This is a genomic window from Kamptonema sp. UHCC 0994 (genome assembly GCF_029167235.1).
GTDB lineage: Bacteria > Cyanobacteriota > Cyanobacteriia > Cyanobacteriales > Microcoleaceae > Kamptonema.
In genome coordinates this window covers 1-18,393 of sequence record NZ_JARFTR010000162.1, presented here as the reverse complement: position 1 = coordinate 18,393, position 18,393 = coordinate 1, and the positions used below count along the sequence as shown (strand labels likewise).

Here is an 18,393-nt window from a genome sequence, read left to right as displayed (position 1 = left end):
AGCGTTTTGGCAAAGTTTTTTTGACTTTTTTTTGAAGCTTGCCCTGTAAGGGTTCTGCCTGCTGAGCTGACTGGGATTTGAACTAAGCAATCTCTGCATTTCTGCTTTTTTACCCTTTAACCAGACTCTACTTAAATTCTGATTAATCATTTGACCCTGGCTAGGTAAAATTGCGAGATACATATATATGTTTTACCGCCAGCTTATGAGACAACCTACTGCTCGTCCCTTTACCTTGTTCGTTACCTGCGCTTCGCTGCTAATCGCCTGCGGTCAGACCAACACTACCCAAACGCCGACAGCATCTTCCACGACTTCGCCATCTAGCGCCGCTTCACCTACAGCTTCGTCTGCGGGGACTTTAGCCGCTATTCCCATTGGGATTGGGGTGGCCCAAACCAGTAACGTCGCTTTACTGGGTCAGGAGGAAGTTGCTGGGGCGAAAATTGCCGAAAAGTATTTCAATGACAAGGGTGGGATTGATGGGACACCAATTAAATTGGTCTTCCAAGACACGGGCGGCGATGAACAGGGGGCAATCAATGCTTTTCAAACCCTAATCAACCAGGATAAAGTGGTGGGTATTGTCGGCCCAACCCTTTCCCAACAAGCTTTTAGCGCTGATCCAATTGCTGAACGCGCTAAGGTGCCAGTGTTAGCCCCCTCGAATACAGCCAAAGGTATTCCCCAAATTGGTGAATATATAGCTCGCGTATCCGCACCTGTGGCGGTGGTGGCTCCAAATGCTGTTGAGGCAGCTATGAAGCAAAATCCCAAGATTAAAAAAGTAGCTGTGTTTTTTGCTCAGAATGATGCTTTTAGTAAGTCGGAGACGGAAACTTTTCAGAAGACTGTCAAAGATAAAGGCCTAGAATTGGCAACGGTGCAAAAATTCTTGACTACTGATACTGACTTCCAATCTCAAGCGACTAATGCGATTAATATACAACCGGATTTAATTATTATTTCTGGGTTGGCTGCTGATGGTGGAAATTTGATTAAACAGTTGAGAGAATTGGGTTACAAAGGCATTATTATTGGTGGTAATGGTTTAAATACTTCCAATGTGTTGTCAGTATGTAAGGCGCTTTGTGATGGTGTTTTGATTGCTCAAGCTTATAGCCCTGAGCATGAAAATGAAGTTAACAAGGCGTTTCGTGAGGCTTATCGTGGCCAATTCAAGAAAGAACCGCCTCAATTTAGTGCTCAAGCTTTTACGGGAGTTATGGTTTTTGTTGAGGCATTAAAGGCGGTAAATGCTAAGTCAAAGGTTACTACTCAGCCTTTAGCCGATTTACGTACCAACTTAAATTCACAGTTGTTGATTGGCAAGTATGACACGCCTTTGGGTGAAATTTCTTTCACGCCTGAAGGTGAAATTAATCAGAAAGCTTTTTACGTGGCACAGATTAAAATGGATGCGGATGGAGTTAATGGGAAGTTCGTATTCTTGAAGTAAGCAAAGAGGACACAATCAAGGAATAAAAAGTATGACTGATAAGGTACTAGAGCGAATTAAGGAATTTAATAAAGGACGCAACCCAGAGCGTTTATTATTGAAATACACAGCAATGGGTGCCAATAGTTTTGTCTTTTTTCGTGGAACTTGTCATTTATTCTACGAAGATTGGCCTATAAATTCCCCGCTGAATGATGCGCCGCCGGTCTGGGTATGTGGTGATTTGCATCTAGAAAATTTTGGCAGCTACAAGGGTGATAATCGCTTAGTTTATTTCGATGTCAACGATTTTGATGAAGGAGCTTTGGCTCCTGCTACTTGGGAAATAGCTCGTTTTCTTACTAGCATTTTAGTCGGTGCGGATACATTAGGAGTTAATCAATCGGATGCCATTGCTTTGTGCCATTGTTTTCTAAAAGCTTACACTGGTGCTTTGGCATTAGGAACTGCTCGCACTGTCGAGGCGGCAACTGCTGAGGGTATGGTTGCAGATTTATTAGAGAGTTTGAAACTACGCCGTAGGAAAGATTTTTTGGATCGGCGAACGGAAGAGAAAAAAGGCAAACGTCGTTTTATTATTGATAATAAACGTACTGCTGCTGTATCCTCAAAGGAGGAATCATCAGTTCAATCTCTGATAAAAAATTGGGCGGCTAAGCAGAACAATCCAGATTTTTTTAAGGTGTTAGATGTCGGAACACGAATTGCTGGGACTGGCAGTTTGGGGGTAAAGCGTTATGTAATTTTAGTTGAAGGCAAGGGTTCTCCTGATGGTAATTATTTACTGGATATAAAACAAGCAACCCCGTCTTCTCTTGCACCTTATTTGAATCTGTCACAACCTAAATGGGCTAATGATGCTGAGAGAATTGTCGCTATCCAAAAGCGAATGGAAGCCATGCCTCAAGCTTGGGTTTCAGCAGTGGAAATGGAGGGTGAACCATTTGTTTTGCGGGGGTTACAGCCTACTCAAGATAAGGTAAGTTTGGATCGGTGGAATGGGAAGTTAAGGCGGTTAGAAAAGGTATTGAAAACTATGGGAGAAATTACTGCTTGGAATCAGTTACGCAGTAGCGGCCGTCAAGGTTCTGCGATTGCAGATGAGCTAATTTATTGGGCGGAAAATGCTTCTCAATGGCATAGCTCTTTGTTGGATTATGCTCAAGCATATTTTAACAAAGTAGAAGCAGATTATCAAGAATTTTCTGCGGCAATTACTAAATAAAAATCTGCGATGTAAAAGAGGGAATGTGGACATCACCCAATTTATTCAACAATTCCTCAACGGTTTGTCGATTGGCAGCGTGTATGCTATTTTTGCTTTGGGCTACACGCTGGTTTTTTCTATTCTAGGAATTATCAATTTTGCTCACGGTGCTGTATTTACGCTGGGGGCATATTTTACATATACTTTAATGGGCGGTACTTTTGGTTTTAATGGGTTATTAGCTAATGCGAAAGCACCTATCCAATTACCTTTTTTTGCGGCTTTAATGGTTGGTAGTATTATGGCGGGTTTGGTTGGGGTGATGATTGAACGGGTGGCTTTTCAACCGTTACGCCGGCGACAATCTGACCCGCTGTTGACGGTGGTTTCTAGTTTGGGGGTGGCTGTCGCCATTTCTAATATTATTCAATATCTAGTTGGGGCTGAGATTTACACTTTTCCTGCTAATATTTATGGTAGTTTACCAGTAGCAATTAATTTTGGTACGCTTGATAAACCAATTCCAATTCGCACCGTGCAAGTGGTGATTTTTGGGGTTTGTATGGTGATTGTGGCTATTTTGACTTATCTGATAAATTTTACTAAGTTTGGTAAAGCGATGCAGGCTGTGGCTGAAGATGCTACTACTGCTAGTTTATTGGGGATTGATACTGATAGGTATATTGTTTTGACATTTTTTGTGAGTAGTTTTTTGGCTGGTTTAGCTGGGAGTTTGGTGGGTTCTAGTGTGAGTATTGCGGGGCCATATTTTGGGATTGTTTTTGGTTTGAAGGGTTTGGCGGTAATTGTGCTTGGGGGGTTAGGGAGTATTCCAGGGGCGGTTTTAGGGGGTTTTGTGATTGGTTTGGTGGAGGCTTTTGTGCCTGCGGATTTTTCTGCTTATAAGGATGCTGCGGCTTTTGCTATATTGTTTGTTATGCTTTTGGTGAGGCCGCAGGGTTTGTTGGGGCGGCGGTTTATTCAGAAGGTTTAGAGAAGGAAGAAGGAAGAAGGAAGAGGGAAGAGGGAAGAGGGAAGAAGGAAGAAGGAAGAAGGAAGTTTGATCAAAATCACCAGTTAACAGTTAATAAATAACAGTTAACAAATAACAAATAACAAATACATTATAAATGGCTAATTTTTTTGCTACTTACGGGTTTTTAATTGTTTCAATGCTGTTAGGGGCAATGCTTGGGTTGTCGCTGTATTTGCCGCTGATGACTGGGCAATTGTCTTTAGCTAGTCCTGGTTTTTATGCTTTAGGTGGTTATATTTCAGCCATTCTTTCTACTACGGTTTTTAAGCAGAAAGGTGATTTATTTCCTTTGCCATTGCTATTTTTAGAAATGTTAATTGCGGGAATTGTTACTGGTTTATTGGGGATTGTTGTCGGGGTTCCCGCGTTGCGATTACGGGGAATTTATTTGGCAATTGCGACGATTGCTTTTGTGGAAATTCTGCGGGTTTTATCGCTAAATTTGGATATAACTGGGGGTGCGGTGGGGATTTTTGGGATTCCTCAACCTTTTAGCACGCCGATTGAGTATTTGTGGGTTGCAGTGCCTTTACTGTTAGTAAGTATGTCGCTGCTTTATCGCCTCGAACGTATCCGTGTTGGGCGTGCTTTTGCAGCTATTCGTGCTGATGAATTGGTGGCTGATGCGATTGGGATTAATCCGACTTTTTATAAGGTTTTAGCTTTTACTTTGGGGGCAATTTTGGCGGGGATGGTAGGCGCGATTAGTGCTCATTTTCTGAATACTTGGAATGCTCGTCAAGGTACTTTTGATGCTAGTATTATTTATTTAACTTCGGTGTTAATTGGTGGAAATAGAACGTTTTTAGGGCCTGTGTTGGGGGGGATGGTGTTTACGGCTTTGCCGGAGGTTTTGAGGGCGCTGGCGGCTACAGCGGGTTTACCTATTTGGTTGGCGCAATTTTTGCGGGATGGGCGGTTAATTATTTTTGGGTTGTTGATTGTTTTGGGGACGATTTTTTTTCCTCAAGGGTTGGTTACGCCGGAGTTGTTTAAGCGGTGGAGGAGGGGCGATCGCGGTTCTGTTTAAAATTTAATTTTTCAGAAAGTAACTAAATTAGGCTGCTTATGGAAATAAACCTAAACGAATCCATAATTGTCGCGCTATTAACTGTGCCTGAGAGTTCATTTCCAAACTTGCAACTGTTACTCTACCTGTAGGTGTTATTCCGATAATTGTACCAAATTCGGTTTCCACTTGAAAATGCTCATCCCACCTATCTTGTCTGGGGTGAAAAAGGGAAACTTCTGTGTTAGAGGTAGAATCAAGTCCACTGATGTTAGTACCTTTACGGAGGTTACAAGAGCGACAAGCTAATGCGAGGTTTGACATTTGAGCATTGCCACCTCGATAAAGTGGAACGATATGTTCAACCTCAAAAGGGAAGTTAAATACAATTTCAGGAGCGCGACAATATTCGCAGCAATGAGCAGCGCGATCGGCTACTAGAGTGTAGTAAGGGTTCATTAACTTAATTGTTTTACCAGCGCCGATGTCCGAACTGTAGCAGCTTTAAGTTCAGCTTCGACAAGACTTTCTAATTCTGCTTTTTGTGTGGAAGAAAGGGTTTGTCCGCGATCGCGTGCTGCACGCCACAAGTTCATTAATTCCGATAATTGTTTTTGTTGTTCGGTAGTAAATAATTCGTCAGGGTTAAAGCTTTGAATGATTAGTAAGGCGCTGAAGTTTGTTTCGCCTAACAAAGTAGTCAAACCATCTAAAGCTTGACCCGCTGTTTTGCCAACAAACTGCCGATCGCCGGCAATAGCACGATAAGATTTATCACCGTTGGCATTAAATACAGGTAGGATAGCTACTGTAGTCATATCTGGTTCACAGTTAATTACTTAATTAATTATAACCTTGACTGGCGATACTGTTTTCCTAACGATATTATGCTACAACATCTACCTGATGTGTTTCTACGGTAAGCGGGAAACCCCGTTCTGCACGAACTTGGAGACAAGCCGCGATCGCATCTTTAATATTCAAGAGTGCCTCTTCTTTGGTCTGACCTTGACTGACACAGCCAGGTATACTAGGATATTCAACAATCCACACCTCTTATCGCTCGCCTATCGATAAAAAAGTAAGGGGCGCTCGCCTCCACCCCCTGATCTCCTGTTGTCTGGTAAGGAGATAAATAGGTGACGAAGTGCGATCGCTCTAGTGAGCAATAGCGTCTTCACCGTTAGAACTTCCATAAAGGTGGGCAACCTATCGGATAGGTCTACCGTCTGGGATGCTCGCCAAAGCCGGACAAGATATAGGTGTTACCGCTTTTAGAACAAAGTTACGTTCAAAAGCTTTTGGACCTGCAATCCACCGTCGTTTTCCTTCATCAATCCAGTAGACTTTATTATTATTAGGATGCGCGAGTAGTAAGCCATTCAGATCTGAGCGATTAACTAGAGCTTGAGCATCATTAATAAATCCAAGAGTAAAAACTTGGGGTAACGTAGCCGCAGCAAGGCACATTGTAAATTTCAGTAATTTATTCATCTTGTCACCTAAACATTCGCATCTATCCATTTATAGACCGATCGCTCAAAACTGCAAAGGGAAAAAAGACGGATAAAGACGGGTATTTCTAAAATTGGGATGAAAAGCGGATAAAGACGGATAAAGACCGATAAAGTCGGCTATACTAATTATAGTTCTCTGACAACGCTACTGATGACCACTCCCGATATCTTGCAATTTGTTGATGAAGTAGTCTGCGCGAAGACAGGCAAACATCTCAATGACTTGCAGCGTAAAATTATCGAGGGAATACTAAAGCGACAAAAATATTCTGATATTGCAGATACTTACGGTTGCAGTGCAGGTCACGCTAAGGATATAGGTTACAAGCTTTTGCAAATGTTATCTGATGTTTTTGATGAACCAGTGGATAAATATAATCTTAAATCTGTCCTAGAACGGCAATTAAATCTGAATATAAATTTGGGCGATCGCAACAATACTAATTTTGGTCATAGCAACACAACTAACTATATCAATGCTTGCTCAGAAATACCCAATACTACCTCAGATAAAAGTCAGCCTCCGACTCCTGACTACCAGGACGGCACTAATCAAGTTAAAATTGAAATGGTTGGTAAATTACGGCAGTTGGGCTTGAGCGATGAGCAAATTTCAGAGGTAGTAGGGTTAGCATTGGAGACAGTTAGGCAGATAGATTAATAAATAGCTTTTTAGTGATTGAAAACGCATATAATCAGTCAGGAGGTATAAATTTCATGTTCGCAATCATCGCCCCAGAAAAAATCCACTTACCACCCGGAACAGTTGTAAAATTACCGGGAAACTGGCAAGATTACCAAACACTCGTACAACAATTAGGAGATCGTTCAATTCCACGCATCAAATATCGACCAGGAGAAATTCTATTAATGTCCCCTTTACCCGTACATGGAAAACAAGCTCATATTATTGCAATAGTAGCAATAGTTTTGCTAGATTTATTAGGGCGAGATTATGAAGCATTTACCCCAATTACAATTGATTTGCCAAAGGTAAGAGGAATTGAACCAGACTATTGTTTTTATATTGATAATTGCGCCGCAATTATGGGCAAAGATCGAATTGCTTGGGGTATTGAACCGCCGCCAGATTTAGTAATCGAAGTCGATGTAACTAGCTACACCGATGTAAATGATTATTTACCTTATCAAATCCCTGAAGTGTGGCTATTTAAAAAGAATAGGTTAATAATTTACTCCTGGCAAGATGACCGATACATCGAAAGTTTAACCAGCCGTTATTTCCCCAATTTTAATGTATCAGAAATTGTAGAAGAATGCTGGCAAATGTCACGCGATCGCAGTACAAGTATGGTAATTCGAGAATTACGACAAAAATTAGAGAAAGATAATTAAATTACTTCTACCATCCCATCAATCACACCGCCAAAGCTTAATTGTCTTATCACTACTCCCACTCGCCAAATATTCCCCATCAGGACTAAAAGCCACAGAATAAACTGAATTAGCATGGCCATTCAAATTACAAACTTCTTGACCATCTTTCACCCGCCAAATCTTAATAACCTGATTACTACTACTCGCTAAAAATTCTCCATCGGGGTTAAAAGCAATAGAATCAATATACCAAGAATGCCCACTAATTGTCAATACTTCCTGCCAATCTTTCACCCACCAAAGCTTAATAGTATTATCATGGCTACCACTAGCAAAAAACTCGCCATTAGGACTAAAAGCCACGCAGCGCACACAATCTTTATGACTGGTAATAGTGCGAAGTAGCTTCCCATCTTTCACTTGCCAAATTTTAATGGTTTTATCCCAACTACTACTAGCAATTAACTCCCCATCGGGGCTAAAAACCACAGAATAAACTAAATTAGTATGACCCGTTAAAGTACGAATTTCTTGACCATCTTTCACCCGCCAAATTTTTACGCTTCTATCCCAACTACTACTAGCAATTAACTCCCCATTAAGGCTAAAAACTACTGAGTAAACTGAATTAGTATGACCCGTGAAAGTACAAATTTCTTGACCGTTGTTAACTTGCCAAAGTCTAATCGTTTTATCGTGGCTACTACTAGCAATATTTTTACCATCAGGACTAAAAGCCACACAGTAAACTGAGTTATTGTGCCCATTAAGAGTGCAAATTTCTTGCCCATCTTTTAATTGCCAAAGCTTAATAGTCTTGTCATCGCTACCACTGGCGATAATATCTTCATCTGGACTAAAAGCCACAGAATAAACTAAGTTTTTATGGCCGACAAGGGTGTGAGTACATTTCCATTTTTGTATTTTTGGCTGATTTTGAGTGATAACTTTATCCTCTGTAATTTGTTTAGTAATTACTTGCGAATTAGTAATTAATTGTGGAGTTTTTAACTTAGTTGCAGCTTGAGGATTCAAGTCTTTTAATACTTCGGCGGCGGATTGATAGCGGTGATTAGTCGCATTTTTAATCATTTTATCGAGAATTTTTCCTAGTTCATCGGTGATTTCATTATTTACTAAATATTGTCTCCAAATCCAGGTATTTTCACCAGGATCAAAAAGATCGAAGGGCGAAACTTGAGTTAATAAATAAATACAAGTTACTCCTAAACTATATAAATCACTAGCAAAAACTGTCTTACCTCTCGCTTGTTCCGGGGCAATATATTCGGGGCTGCCAATACTTGTTCCTGTTTTCAATAAGGCTGTACCTGTGGCAAATTTAGCTGCACCAAAATCGACTAAAACTAATTCTCCATTTTGGCGACGAATAATATTTTCTGGCTTAATATCTCGATGAATAACATTATGACTATGGATAAAATGAAGCAGAGGTAATAAACTATTTAGTAAGTTGCGAATCTGAGTCTCATTGAATGTTCCTTCTGTTTGTATGACTTGAGCTAAATTATAGCCGTCTATAAATTCCTGTACTAAATACTGGCGATTGTTTTGAGTAGTATAAGCGAGAAGTTCTGGGATTTGAGAATGTTTTCCTAATTGATCGAGGCGTTTTGATTCTTGTTCAAATAGTTCTGATGCTTTCTTGGAATTATTTCCACTAACGTGGTTTTCTACTGGTAAAAACTGTTTGATTACGCAGCGAGGTTTAGATGGTTTGTCTTCGTCAATTGCTAAAAAAGTTCTGCCAAAACCACCTTGTCCAATGGGTTTGAGGGCGCGATATCTGTCTTTTAGTAGTAGTTTCGATCGGCAAGTTTGGCAAAGTTTAACTTTGGTGGGATTTTGTGGCTTCTGGCAATCAGGATTTAAACAGTAACTCATAGGATTATTGATTATATTTTACTTTGTAACGCCGCCCTCTGGGCAGTTCAAATACCGCCCAGAGGGCGGCGTTACGATTAAAATTCCCACATAACGGGGTTTTCATCCAAACGATCGGTGACAGTTAGACCAATTGTGTCAATTTCTTTGAGTTCTTCTACACTCAATGTAATCTCAGCAGCCTTGGCATTTTCTACTGATTGTTCAACATTTCTCGCACCGACAATTGCATTAGTTTGAGGTTGGGCAATTAACCAGGCTAAAGCCAAATTCCCCAAGCTTACTTGATGTCTTTCCGCGATTGGGCGTAATTGATTTAGTGCTAACTGTACCCGCGCATAATTTTCTGGCTTAAATAGCTTACTTTTCGCTCTATGATCGCCTTCTTCAAACTTATGATCTGCTCCAAATTTCCCTGTCAATATCCCCTGAGCTAGAGAAGAATAAGCAATTATGGTGATATTATTTTCCACACAGTAGGGCATTGTTTCTTTTTCAACCCATCGCCAGAATAGAGAATAAGGAGGCTGTAAACTATCAATACGTCCATACTTTGCAGCTTCTTCGATTTGAACACTGTCAAAATTAGAAACACCGATCGCTCTAATTTTACCTTGTTCTTTTAATTTGTTAAGGGCGCTCATAGTTTCTTCTATGGGAACTAATTCACTATTCCAGTTACCCGATGGCCAATGGATTTGATAAAGGTCGATATAATCAGTATTGAGGTTTTTGAGAGAGCGATCGCACGCTTCTATTACTTGGTCATATTTCAGATGGTTAGCAAAAACTTTCGTCGCATATACGGCGCGATCGCGTACATCAGACAAGGCTTGCGCTACAATTTGCTCAGAATGTCCTTCACCGTAAACCTCAGCCGTGTCAATGGTGGTAATCCCAGCCTCAAAAGCTGCTCGTATGGCTTTAATTGTCTCAGAATCCTCTATTCCTACCCACATCCCCTTACCAGCTTGCCAAGTCCCCATAATAATTGGAGTGATGGCAATTCCAGATGTGCCTAGTTGTCGCGTTTCCATATTGACCTCCTGAGTTTGATTGCTACCCTTACCATTACATATTATGCAACAATATTAAGATAAAAACATAACATTTTTGCATTATTGACGGTAATACCGCTATCAAATATCATCAAGATTGCGGCATTACAAATAACTTTAAAAGTCAGAGGTAAAATAGTATGGAATCAACTGCTAGCACTCTCAAAGAATGGGATGTTGCCGTTAATGCCTTAGAAAATGGCAAAACAATTGTCCTGTTGCGAAAAGGCGGTATCCGCGAACAGGGGGGACATTTCAAGGTAAATTACAAGCAGGTTTTGCTATATCCAACTTTTGAACACCAACAGCCAGATTTGCTAAAACCTGAGTATGCGAGTCAGGTGAAAGTTGTAGAATCAGGTTGGCATCCTGAAACCATTAGAATTGCTACTTGGGCTAAGATTACTGATGCTTTTTTACTTGCTTGCGAACCTGCAATCGAGGCTTTATTTCCTTATCATATTTGGAATGAAAAATTTGTCAACGATCGCCTCCAATGGAAATCTAGTCAGCCTATTTATATCTTATTACTAAGAACTTATCATTTAGCCGAACCCCAGGAAATCCTCTATCGTCATGAATATGGAGGCTGTCGCTCGTGGATTGATTTAGCTGAACCAATTGCTATTGATGATTCTAGACCTGTTTTAAGCGATCGAGAGTACATTCAAAAAGCAAATGAAATTCGCAATGCTATTGCAAATCCACAGAATTTTTTATCTTTAGAAAACTAGATTTTAATTAAGTTAAACACCCTAAGATTTTATTTGTTGATTTGCGTTTTATTGAGATATAACTCAATCCAACCCAGAGCAAAATCAGCAGCTAATGCCATCAGTGCTGCTGGAATTGCACCCGCAAAAAGTAACTGATTATTTCCCGTAGCAACACCTCTAAAAATAAATACTCCTAACCCTCCTGCGGCGATAGCAGCAGCAATTGTTGCTAAGCCAATGGCAAACACGGTGGCCACTCTAACCCCAGCTAAAATAACACCCATTGCTAAGGGAATTTCTACCTGAAATAAAAGTTCCCAATCGGTCATTCCCATGCCACGTCCAGCTTCGCGAATAGCGGGATCTACACCTACTATTCCAGTATAAGTATTGCGGATAATCGGCATTAATGAATAGAGAGTGAGAGCAATAATTGCTGTCCGTGCTCCTATCCCCCCGACAACAGGAACAGGAATTAACAAGCCAAATAATGCTAAACTAGGGATAGTTTGCATTATATTTGCAAAGCCTAAAATTGGCTGACTAAATTCAGGCTTTCGAGTGACTAAGATGCCGAGAGGAATACCAATTAATACAGCTATAAAAATTGAAGTTGACACTAAGATTAAGTGTTCGATGCTGTGCTGAATTATTTCAGCGCCATAGCGATTTATAAATTCATTCATTCATTTGGTAATTGGTAATTGGTAATTGGTAATAGCTCATTGCTAATTGCTATTAGAAGCTAATTGCAAACACTCAATAAAAGCGCGAGCTTCCGGTTGTTGGGATTTTAGAAATTCACCAGGTGCATTCAATTCTACTAAGCCTCCATCTTGCATTAAGCCAATTCTAGAAGCTAGAAAAAATGCTTCTTGAATGTCATGGGTGACAAAAATCACGGTTTTGCCTAATTGCTGTTGTAATTGGCGAAATTCTCGCTGCAATTCTAGGCGAGTAATGGGGTCTAGAGCACCAAAAGGTTCATCCATTAATAGTATAGGAGGATCGGCAGCAAGCGATCTGGCAACACCAACTCGCTGCCTTTGTCCACCGGAGAGTTGATGGGGATAGCGTTTGGCAAATAGTTGAGAGTCTAGCCCAACCAATCCTAACATTTGATGGACACGAGATAAAATGCGATCGCGTTCCCAACCTTCTAGTTTTGGCACTAAACCAATATTTTGCTCAACGGTGAAATGGGGAAACAAGCCAATTTCCTGAATTACATAACCTATTCGTCGCCTCAGTTGGATTGGGTTCCACTGTGTTGTCAGTTTTCCTAATACAATCACTTCGCCATTAGTGGGTGTCAGTAAATTGTTAATCAGTTTCATTGTAGTGGTTTTACCGCTGCCACTGCGTCCTAGCAATACTAAAATTTCTCCTTTTACTACTTTAAAGTTGAGTTTATCTACTAAAGATCGTCGGTTTAGGCGATAAGTAACATCTAGACATTCGACAGCGATCTCATTATTTGATAACATAAAAATTGTACAGGTTGTAATACTAGCCATAAATTTACTATAATTGATTTAGTTAATTTAATTTTGCAATAATTAGCTGAGTATTATAGGCAATTTCCTAAGTAGCCAAAGTAGTTTTAGTAGTCTTTGCTGAGTCAGTTGACTGCTTGTTAGTTGATACAGCGGATTCCAGGTTTATGAAGTACACCCCAGAAACCGGGTTTCTTCTCTCATTCTCGCCAGAAATCGGTTTTATTCAAGAAACCCGGTTTCTCTGTACTTCACTTACCTGGAAAGTGCTGTATAACTTGGTGCAACCTTTTGGGGTGAAATGCCAGCAAGTGTGCCGAAACTTGCTTCAGTTGGAGAGGCATCGCCTCACAACTGAGAGAAATTGACACAAAAGCTTGACGGAGTGACCGCTTAGTATGAGGATTAACGATGAGGTATTCCCCCCCCTATACCTCTCTCCCCCTATGCCTTTATTCCGTCTCCAGGCCACAACAACGATCGCTCACCCAGAAACGATCGCCTACCGTCTAAATAATTCAGCTCATACTCAAGTCTGCAAAATGCTTGCATCGCTTAGAGGTTTATACATTGTTTAATTTTTGATTGCTTGTGAGGAGATATCCGATGTACGCACAACATCTGGACAGCCAACCGCATTACAGTTCTGACATAGAATTAATTCACCTATGGGTGCAACGGAAAAATCCAGATATTCAGCGCTCTTGCTGGCTGGCGGCTAACGAATTCCGCCTGTTTGCAGGAAAACCTTTGGCACAAGTCACTCCGGGCGATATTAGAGCCTTCGCAATTTGCTTGAAAAGGAGGAAACTTCCATCCCAAAGCTGCAAGCAGAAATTATCAGCAGTCAAGTCTCTCCTCACTTATGGTAGCAAAACTGGGATGTTACCCAAAGTTCCCTGGCAAGCAGGGTCAACTCATAGGCAGAAGATGCGATCGCATTTGGCAAAATTTCTAAGTTCCCCTGTTGGTTTCGGGTGTTCGTGGAGTTTGTGCGTTGGCTTATTCTTTACCTTGGGTTTGATGACTCCACCACTCTTAGGTCAAGTTTCTCTCACCCAAGGCTCTCTTGTCAAAAAAGATGGGGAACAGCTAAAGTCAATTCATTCCTCCGATCGCAAGAAAGAAGTCGTGACAGTCAATTCATCTGTGAAAACAGGATCTCCCCTTTATCTTGACCGCACTAAAGCTTTTCTACACACTATAGCTGTAGCAGAAGGTACAAACAGCCCCAATGGCTACCGAACTCAGTATACAGGTACTCAATTTTCTAGTTTCCGCGACCATCCCAGACAAGTGAAATGCAGTCGTAGTTACGGAAAAAAACTTTGTTCAGACGCTGCGGGCCGATATCAGTTTCTCAGCCCAACATGGGATCGCTTTGCCAAAAAACTTGGCATCAGGGATTTCACTCCCGCTAATCAAAACCGCGTGGCTTTAGAATTAATTCGCGAAAAAGGTGCTTTACAGGATGTTAAGGCGGGTAGATTTGAGGTAGCCGCGACCAAAGTTACTCCTGTGTGGCCGTCTTTGCGGCGTTTCGGTAACGGTTCTCTGGAAAAGTCGATGCCTAAACTCAAACAAGTTTATCAGGATAGGTTGGAAAGTTCTCAACTATCCTTCGGCGATTGAAATCGCTACTACAAAAACGAAGTCCGCCTGCGCGGACTAAGAAATAACGGGGATATTTTACTCAGATTTGGTATTACCAGTTAACAGTTAACAGTTAACAGTTAACAATTAACAATTATTAAAACTTCAACCTCTGCCGATGATTTGCCACAGATTCCACCAGTCCCAGAGCAATAAAATTACTTAGTAGTGCCGCATTTCCATAACTGAGAAAAGGCAGCGGAATCCCAGTAACAGGAGCTAAACCGATGTTCATACCAATATTTACAAACACCTGAAAGACTAACATTGCCAGCATTCCAATCGCCAACAAAGAACCAAAGTTGTCTTTGGCAGTTTGAGCAATAATCACCAAACGCAAGCAAATAAACCAGAAAAGCCCTAATACAAAAATACAACCAATAAAGCCAAGTTCTTCACCAATAGCTGAGAAAATGAAGTCTGTATGTTGTTCGGGAATGAAGTTAAGTTGAGTTTGAGTTCCATGAAACAGTCCCCGCCCGTGTACTCCCCCGGAACCAATAGCAATACGAGATTGGATCAGGTGATATCCACTGCCCAAAGGGTCTTTCTCTGGGTCTAAAAATCCCGTCAGTCTAGTTTTTTGATAGTCTTTTAACAGATTCCAATAGAAGTGTCCGACCTGACCAGAAATCACATTTACCGCTACAGCAGTAGGTGCTGTTAACCAATGCCAGGGTAATGTCCGCCAAGCGATCAAACCCATGCCAACTACCCAGAATAACCAAGTGGGTAAAAATATGTTGTTGAGGAGGGCGGAGATAATCGGAGATACTAGCAAGATTAGCCAGCCGGGATTCACATTACCCCAATAAAGCATTCCCATTGCGATCGCACCGAATACCAGCGAAGTTCCTAAATTAGGTTCCGACAACACCAACGCCCAAGGTACAGAAACTACTGCTAGCATCTTCAACATATCCCCAAGAGATGGGGAAGGTCGCGCTTGCAGAAGGGCTGCTAAGGTGATAATCACCCCTACTTTGGCAAATTCTGAGGGTTGAACGTGAAAGCCACCAATGTTAATCCACCTCTGTGCCCCCAAAGCTGTGATACCGATCGCACGCACTGCGATTAGTGAAAAATTAATGAAGGCATAAATGATCCATTTCCACTGAATCAGCATCTCGTACCGGCAGCGGGCGATTAAAATTGCCAGTACCAAACCCACGCCGCCGGTGGCCCAGTGCCGCCACCAGTCGATGCGCCCTTGGTTTAATTCGACGCTGTGAATCATTATCCCCCCGAACACGGTCAAACCGATACAGGCTAAGAATAGTGATAGGTCTACTTCCTGCCAAGGCTGGATGATGGATTTCCAGCGATTTCTAACCAGTAGTTTGTTCAACATGAAGATTTTAGATTTTAGATTTTAGATTTTAGATTATTAGGCGCTTTGGTTAATTTGAAAGTTTTTGAGTACCGCCAACTATCCTCAATCTAGACGATTGTAGATTTTAGTTTAAATTATTCAGACTTGGGCGCGGTGGTTCCGGCTGGCCTGGGGAATCGGATTTTTGGTTTGCGGGAGTTTCTGCCAATAAGAATATATAACAGTCACCAAGACCATTAGGACATATATCCGTAACGCCGCCTTCTAGGCGGTATTCTAACCGCCCAGAGGGCGGCGTTACGAAGCTACCGCCCAGTAAGTCTTAACCGCCCAGAGGGCGGCGTTACGTAAGTCTTAACCGACGAAAGGTGCACCTGCTAAAACCCTCTTTGATTGCCTCTGCCTCCTGCCCTCTGCCATATTGTAAAGTTTTGAGACAAGCACTCACGTTATCCCTAAAAAATCTGTATCATAAATTACAGAATTAATTTTCTGCGCCTTCACTTTGTGTTGAAGCCTACAACCTCACCTTGGCGCAGCCCGTTCGCCCCATAAGGATTAATTATGAAACTTCAATCAGATATTCGCGCTTGGCAACCGCCAGCAAGTATTGCAAACGCAGGCGTGTGGGATAAATTTTGCGATCGCTCTACCTCAGCTTCACCAAAGTTTGCTCCTTCCACCTGGGTCAAATTATTTAACCCTCCGACAGCCTTCAGCTTTGATGAAGCTTGGCTTCTGTGCCAATATTCTGAGGATAAATGGCTAGCTTGGATTCCTGACTATGGCGAAATTCTACTTGGCATCAATGAATTTTGTACTCCGATCTAGATTCAGTGTCAAAGTAAGAAACAAAATTATTTGTAGGATGGATAGAGCGCTTTGTGAAACCCATCAAACTCTTGTGATTTGTTAACAGTTAACGGTTAACGGTTAACAGTTAACCGTTAACAATTAAAATAACAGAGGCATTAATAAATCCTTTAGCCGATGCCTCGCACGCCTACCTTAACATTCGATCGCGGTACTCTACTCCTGCATCCACCACCCAGAGGCAAAGCCTGGGTGGACTTTGCCACATGGGACGATCGCGTAGAAAAATTTCGGATTCCGGCTATTCACTACCGCCCTCTGCTAGAAGCGTTGCAAGCCGAACGACTTAACTACACTGACGACGCAAAGGGCTATCAACAACTAGAACTCGTCCCCAGCGTTGAAATGCCGCCCTATCAGCATCAAGAAGAAGCCTTAGCAGCTTGGCAACAAGCGGGTAGTAAAGGCGTTGTGGTACTTCCTACGGCATCGGGCAAAACTTATCTCGCACAATTAGCGATGCAAGCAACTGGTCGCAGTAGCTTAATTGTAGTGCCAACTCTGGATTTAATGCACCAGTGGTATGCTAATTTAAGGTCAGCTTTTCCCGATATTGAAATCGGATTGCTCGGTGGTGGTTCGCGGGATAAAACACCAATTCTTGTCGCAACTTATGACAGTGCAACCATTCACGCTGAAACTTTGGGTAATAAATATGGTTTGCTAGTTTTTGATGAGTGTCATCACTTACCGACTGACTTTTATCGAGCGATCGCTGAGTATGCGATCGCACCCTTCCGCCTTGGGTTAACAGCAACGCCCGATCGTTCCGATGGCCGTCACAGCGACCTCAACGCCCTGATCGGCCCTACAGTTTTCAGTCGCACGCCCGAACAACTCGCAGGGGGCGCTTTAGCTGAACATAAGATAGTTCAGATCATGGTCAAATTATCAAAGGAAGAGGGCGATCGCTACCAAGAACTGATTAAAATTCGTAACGAATTCTTAAAACAATCAAATATTAAGCTATCCAGCCTTGAAGGTTGGAAAAACTTTGTGATGATGAGTGCGCGATCGCCTCTTGGTCGTCGAGCCATGTTAGCACACCGCGAAGCTAAAGAAATCTCTCTTTGTACAGATGGAAAAATCAGAGTTTTGGCCGGCTTACTTGCCCAACATTACCCCCATCGCACTCTAATTTTTACCGCTGATAACGCCACTGTTTACCGCGTTTCCCAAGAATTTTTAATCCCCAGTATTACCCATCAAACACCAGTCAAAGAACGCCATAAAATCCTTACCCAATTTCGTAGCGGCGAATATAAAACTTTAATTGCTTCTCACGTTTTGAATGAAGGTGTTGATGTTCCAGATGCGAGAATAGCTATTATTTTATCGGGGACAGGAAGCGAACGAGAATATATACAACGTTTAGGGCGAGTCCTTCGTAAAGGAAATGATGAAAACAAGTTAGCAATTCTCTATGAAGTAGTTACAGAAAACACCAGTGAAGAAAGGACTTCTCAGCGGCGGCGGGGGGAAAGCAAACCTGAAAAACCTAAAAAATCTAAAGAAAAAGAACAAGAAAAACCAGAATATGAGCAATTAGAATTTATTAAGCCAACAATTATCTACGGTTTAAATCAACCCACTACTAAGTTAGCCGCTGAAACTCCGTCAAAATGGGGAGAAAATAATGAGGAAACTCAAGATTGAGGATTACTAATTAGTATCATCTCATGTTATAATCTTACACTTATAAGACTTACGCACGATTGTAACGCCGCCATCCTGGCGGTAAGAATACCGCCAGGATGGCGGCGTTACGGATAGTTTTGCGTAAGTCCTAACAT

21 protein-coding genes are annotated in these 18,393 nt (G+C 41.7%); 12 read left to right on the top strand and 9 right to left on the bottom strand.

Features of this window, described 5'->3' with window-relative positions:
- Positions 1-205 precede the first annotated feature (205 nt).
- From PY364_RS15435 to PY364_RS15420, 4 genes are all read left to right on the top strand, one after another.
- A complete protein-coding gene (locus PY364_RS15435; RefSeq protein ID WP_275523830.1) occupies positions 206-1,459 on the top strand; it encodes an ABC transporter substrate-binding protein in 1,254 nt (417 codons plus the stop codon).
- 31 nt (positions 1,460-1,490) lie between these two features.
- Entirely contained in the window at positions 1,491-2,684 is a 1,194-nt protein-coding gene (locus tag PY364_RS15430) for a DUF2252 family protein (protein WP_275523828.1), read from the top strand.
- 25 nt (positions 2,685-2,709) lie between these two features.
- Entirely contained in the window at positions 2,710-3,660 is a 951-nt protein-coding gene (locus PY364_RS15425) for a branched-chain amino acid ABC transporter permease (protein WP_275523826.1), read from the top strand.
- A 136-nt stretch (positions 3,661-3,796) separates the two neighbouring features.
- The gene (locus tag PY364_RS15420) at positions 3,797-4,732 is read left to right on the top strand and encodes a branched-chain amino acid ABC transporter permease (protein ID WP_275523824.1); all 936 of its coding nucleotides are present in this window, start codon (positions 3,797-3,799) and stop codon (positions 4,730-4,732) included.
- Positions 4,733-4,768: 36 nt separating this feature from the next.
- Here the strand turns inward: PY364_RS15420 and PY364_RS15415 are convergent, their stop codons facing one another.
- The 4 genes from PY364_RS15415 to PY364_RS15400 form a co-directional block, all read right to left on the bottom strand.
- Positions 4,769-5,170 carry an HNH endonuclease gene (locus PY364_RS15415; RefSeq protein WP_275523823.1) on the bottom strand — a complete coding sequence of 134 codons (402 nt, stop codon included), beginning with the start codon at positions 5,168-5,170 and terminating at the stop codon, positions 4,769-4,771.
- Positions 5,170-5,529 (bottom strand): hypothetical protein, encoded by a 360-nt coding sequence (locus PY364_RS15410; protein ID WP_275523821.1) that lies wholly within the window; start codon positions 5,527-5,529, stop codon positions 5,170-5,172. The genes PY364_RS15415 and PY364_RS15410 overlap by 1 nt, the downstream gene beginning before the upstream one ends.
- Positions 5,530-5,596: 67 nt before the next feature.
- Positions 5,597-5,764, bottom strand: coding sequence for a type II toxin-antitoxin system HicB family antitoxin (locus tag PY364_RS15405; protein WP_275523819.1), 168 nt, complete (start codon positions 5,762-5,764; stop codon positions 5,597-5,599).
- A 156-nt stretch (positions 5,765-5,920) separates the two neighbouring features.
- The gene (locus tag PY364_RS15400; RefSeq protein ID WP_275523818.1) at positions 5,921-6,205 is read right to left on the bottom strand and encodes a hypothetical protein; all 285 of its coding nucleotides are present in this window, start codon (positions 6,203-6,205) and stop codon (positions 5,921-5,923) included.
- A 174-nt stretch (positions 6,206-6,379) separates the two neighbouring features.
- Between PY364_RS15400 and PY364_RS15395 the strand changes: the two genes are divergently transcribed.
- Entirely contained in the window at positions 6,380-6,889 is a 510-nt protein-coding gene (locus PY364_RS15395; protein ID WP_275523816.1) for a hypothetical protein, read from the top strand.
- Positions 6,890-6,945: 56 nt separating this feature from the next.
- Entirely contained in the window at positions 6,946-7,584 is a 639-nt protein-coding gene (locus PY364_RS15390; RefSeq protein ID WP_275523814.1) for a Uma2 family endonuclease, read from the top strand.
- An 18-nt stretch (positions 7,585-7,602) separates the two neighbouring features.
- Here PY364_RS15390 and PY364_RS15385 read toward each other — a convergent pair whose 3' ends face one another.
- A complete protein-coding gene (locus PY364_RS15385; RefSeq protein ID WP_275523812.1) occupies positions 7,603-9,471 on the bottom strand; it encodes a serine/threonine-protein kinase in 1,869 nt (622 codons plus the stop codon).
- Between the two features lie 77 nt (positions 9,472-9,548).
- Positions 9,549-10,508 (bottom strand): aldo/keto reductase, encoded by a 960-nt coding sequence (locus tag PY364_RS15380; protein WP_275523810.1) that lies wholly within the window; start codon positions 10,506-10,508, stop codon positions 9,549-9,551.
- Between the two features lie 161 nt (positions 10,509-10,669).
- Here PY364_RS15380 and PY364_RS15375 point away from each other — a divergent pair, with 161 nt between their 5' ends.
- Entirely contained in the window at positions 10,670-11,263 is a 594-nt protein-coding gene (locus tag PY364_RS15375) for a DUF1802 family protein (RefSeq protein ID WP_275523808.1), read from the top strand.
- Positions 11,264-11,292: 29 nt separating this feature from the next.
- Here the strand turns inward: PY364_RS15375 and PY364_RS15370 are convergent, their stop codons facing one another.
- Together PY364_RS15370 and PY364_RS15365 are read right to left on the bottom strand one after the other, a co-directional pair.
- Positions 11,293-11,931 carry an ABC transporter permease gene (locus tag PY364_RS15370; RefSeq protein ID WP_275523806.1) on the bottom strand — a complete coding sequence of 213 codons (639 nt, stop codon included), beginning with the start codon at positions 11,929-11,931 and terminating at the stop codon, positions 11,293-11,295.
- Positions 11,932-11,973: 42 nt separating this feature from the next.
- Complete coding sequence (locus tag PY364_RS15365; RefSeq protein ID WP_275523805.1) at positions 11,974-12,732, bottom strand: ATP-binding cassette domain-containing protein; 759 nt, start codon at positions 12,730-12,732, stop codon at positions 11,974-11,976.
- Positions 12,733-12,908: 176 nt separating this feature from the next.
- Between PY364_RS15365 and PY364_RS15360 the strand changes: the two genes are divergently transcribed.
- From PY364_RS15360 to PY364_RS15350, 3 genes are all read left to right on the top strand, one after another.
- On the top strand, positions 12,909-13,109 hold the full coding sequence (locus PY364_RS15360; protein ID WP_275523804.1) for a hypothetical protein: 201 nt from the start codon (positions 12,909-12,911) through the stop codon (positions 13,107-13,109).
- A 78-nt stretch (positions 13,110-13,187) separates the two neighbouring features.
- Positions 13,188-13,319, top strand: coding sequence for a hypothetical protein (locus tag PY364_RS15355; RefSeq protein ID WP_275523803.1), 132 nt, complete (start codon positions 13,188-13,190; stop codon positions 13,317-13,319).
- A 28-nt stretch (positions 13,320-13,347) separates the two neighbouring features.
- Positions 13,348-14,373 (top strand): glycoside hydrolase family protein, encoded by a 1,026-nt coding sequence (locus PY364_RS15350; protein WP_275523802.1) that lies wholly within the window; start codon positions 13,348-13,350, stop codon positions 14,371-14,373.
- Positions 14,374-14,491: 118 nt separating this feature from the next.
- On the opposite strand, the gene rodA is transcribed toward PY364_RS15350, so the two are convergent.
- A complete protein-coding gene (gene rodA, locus PY364_RS15345; protein ID WP_275523800.1) occupies positions 14,492-15,745 on the bottom strand; it encodes a rod shape-determining protein RodA in 1,254 nt (417 codons plus the stop codon).
- Between the two features lie 546 nt (positions 15,746-16,291).
- Here rodA and PY364_RS15340 point away from each other — a divergent pair.
- Positions 16,292-16,558, top strand: coding sequence for a hypothetical protein (locus tag PY364_RS15340; RefSeq protein WP_275523798.1), 267 nt, complete (start codon positions 16,292-16,294; stop codon positions 16,556-16,558).
- Positions 16,559-16,717: 159 nt separating this feature from the next.
- Entirely contained in the window at positions 16,718-18,256 is a 1,539-nt protein-coding gene (locus tag PY364_RS15335) for a DEAD/DEAH box helicase family protein (protein ID WP_275523796.1), read from the top strand.
- Positions 18,257-18,393 lie beyond the last annotated feature (137 nt).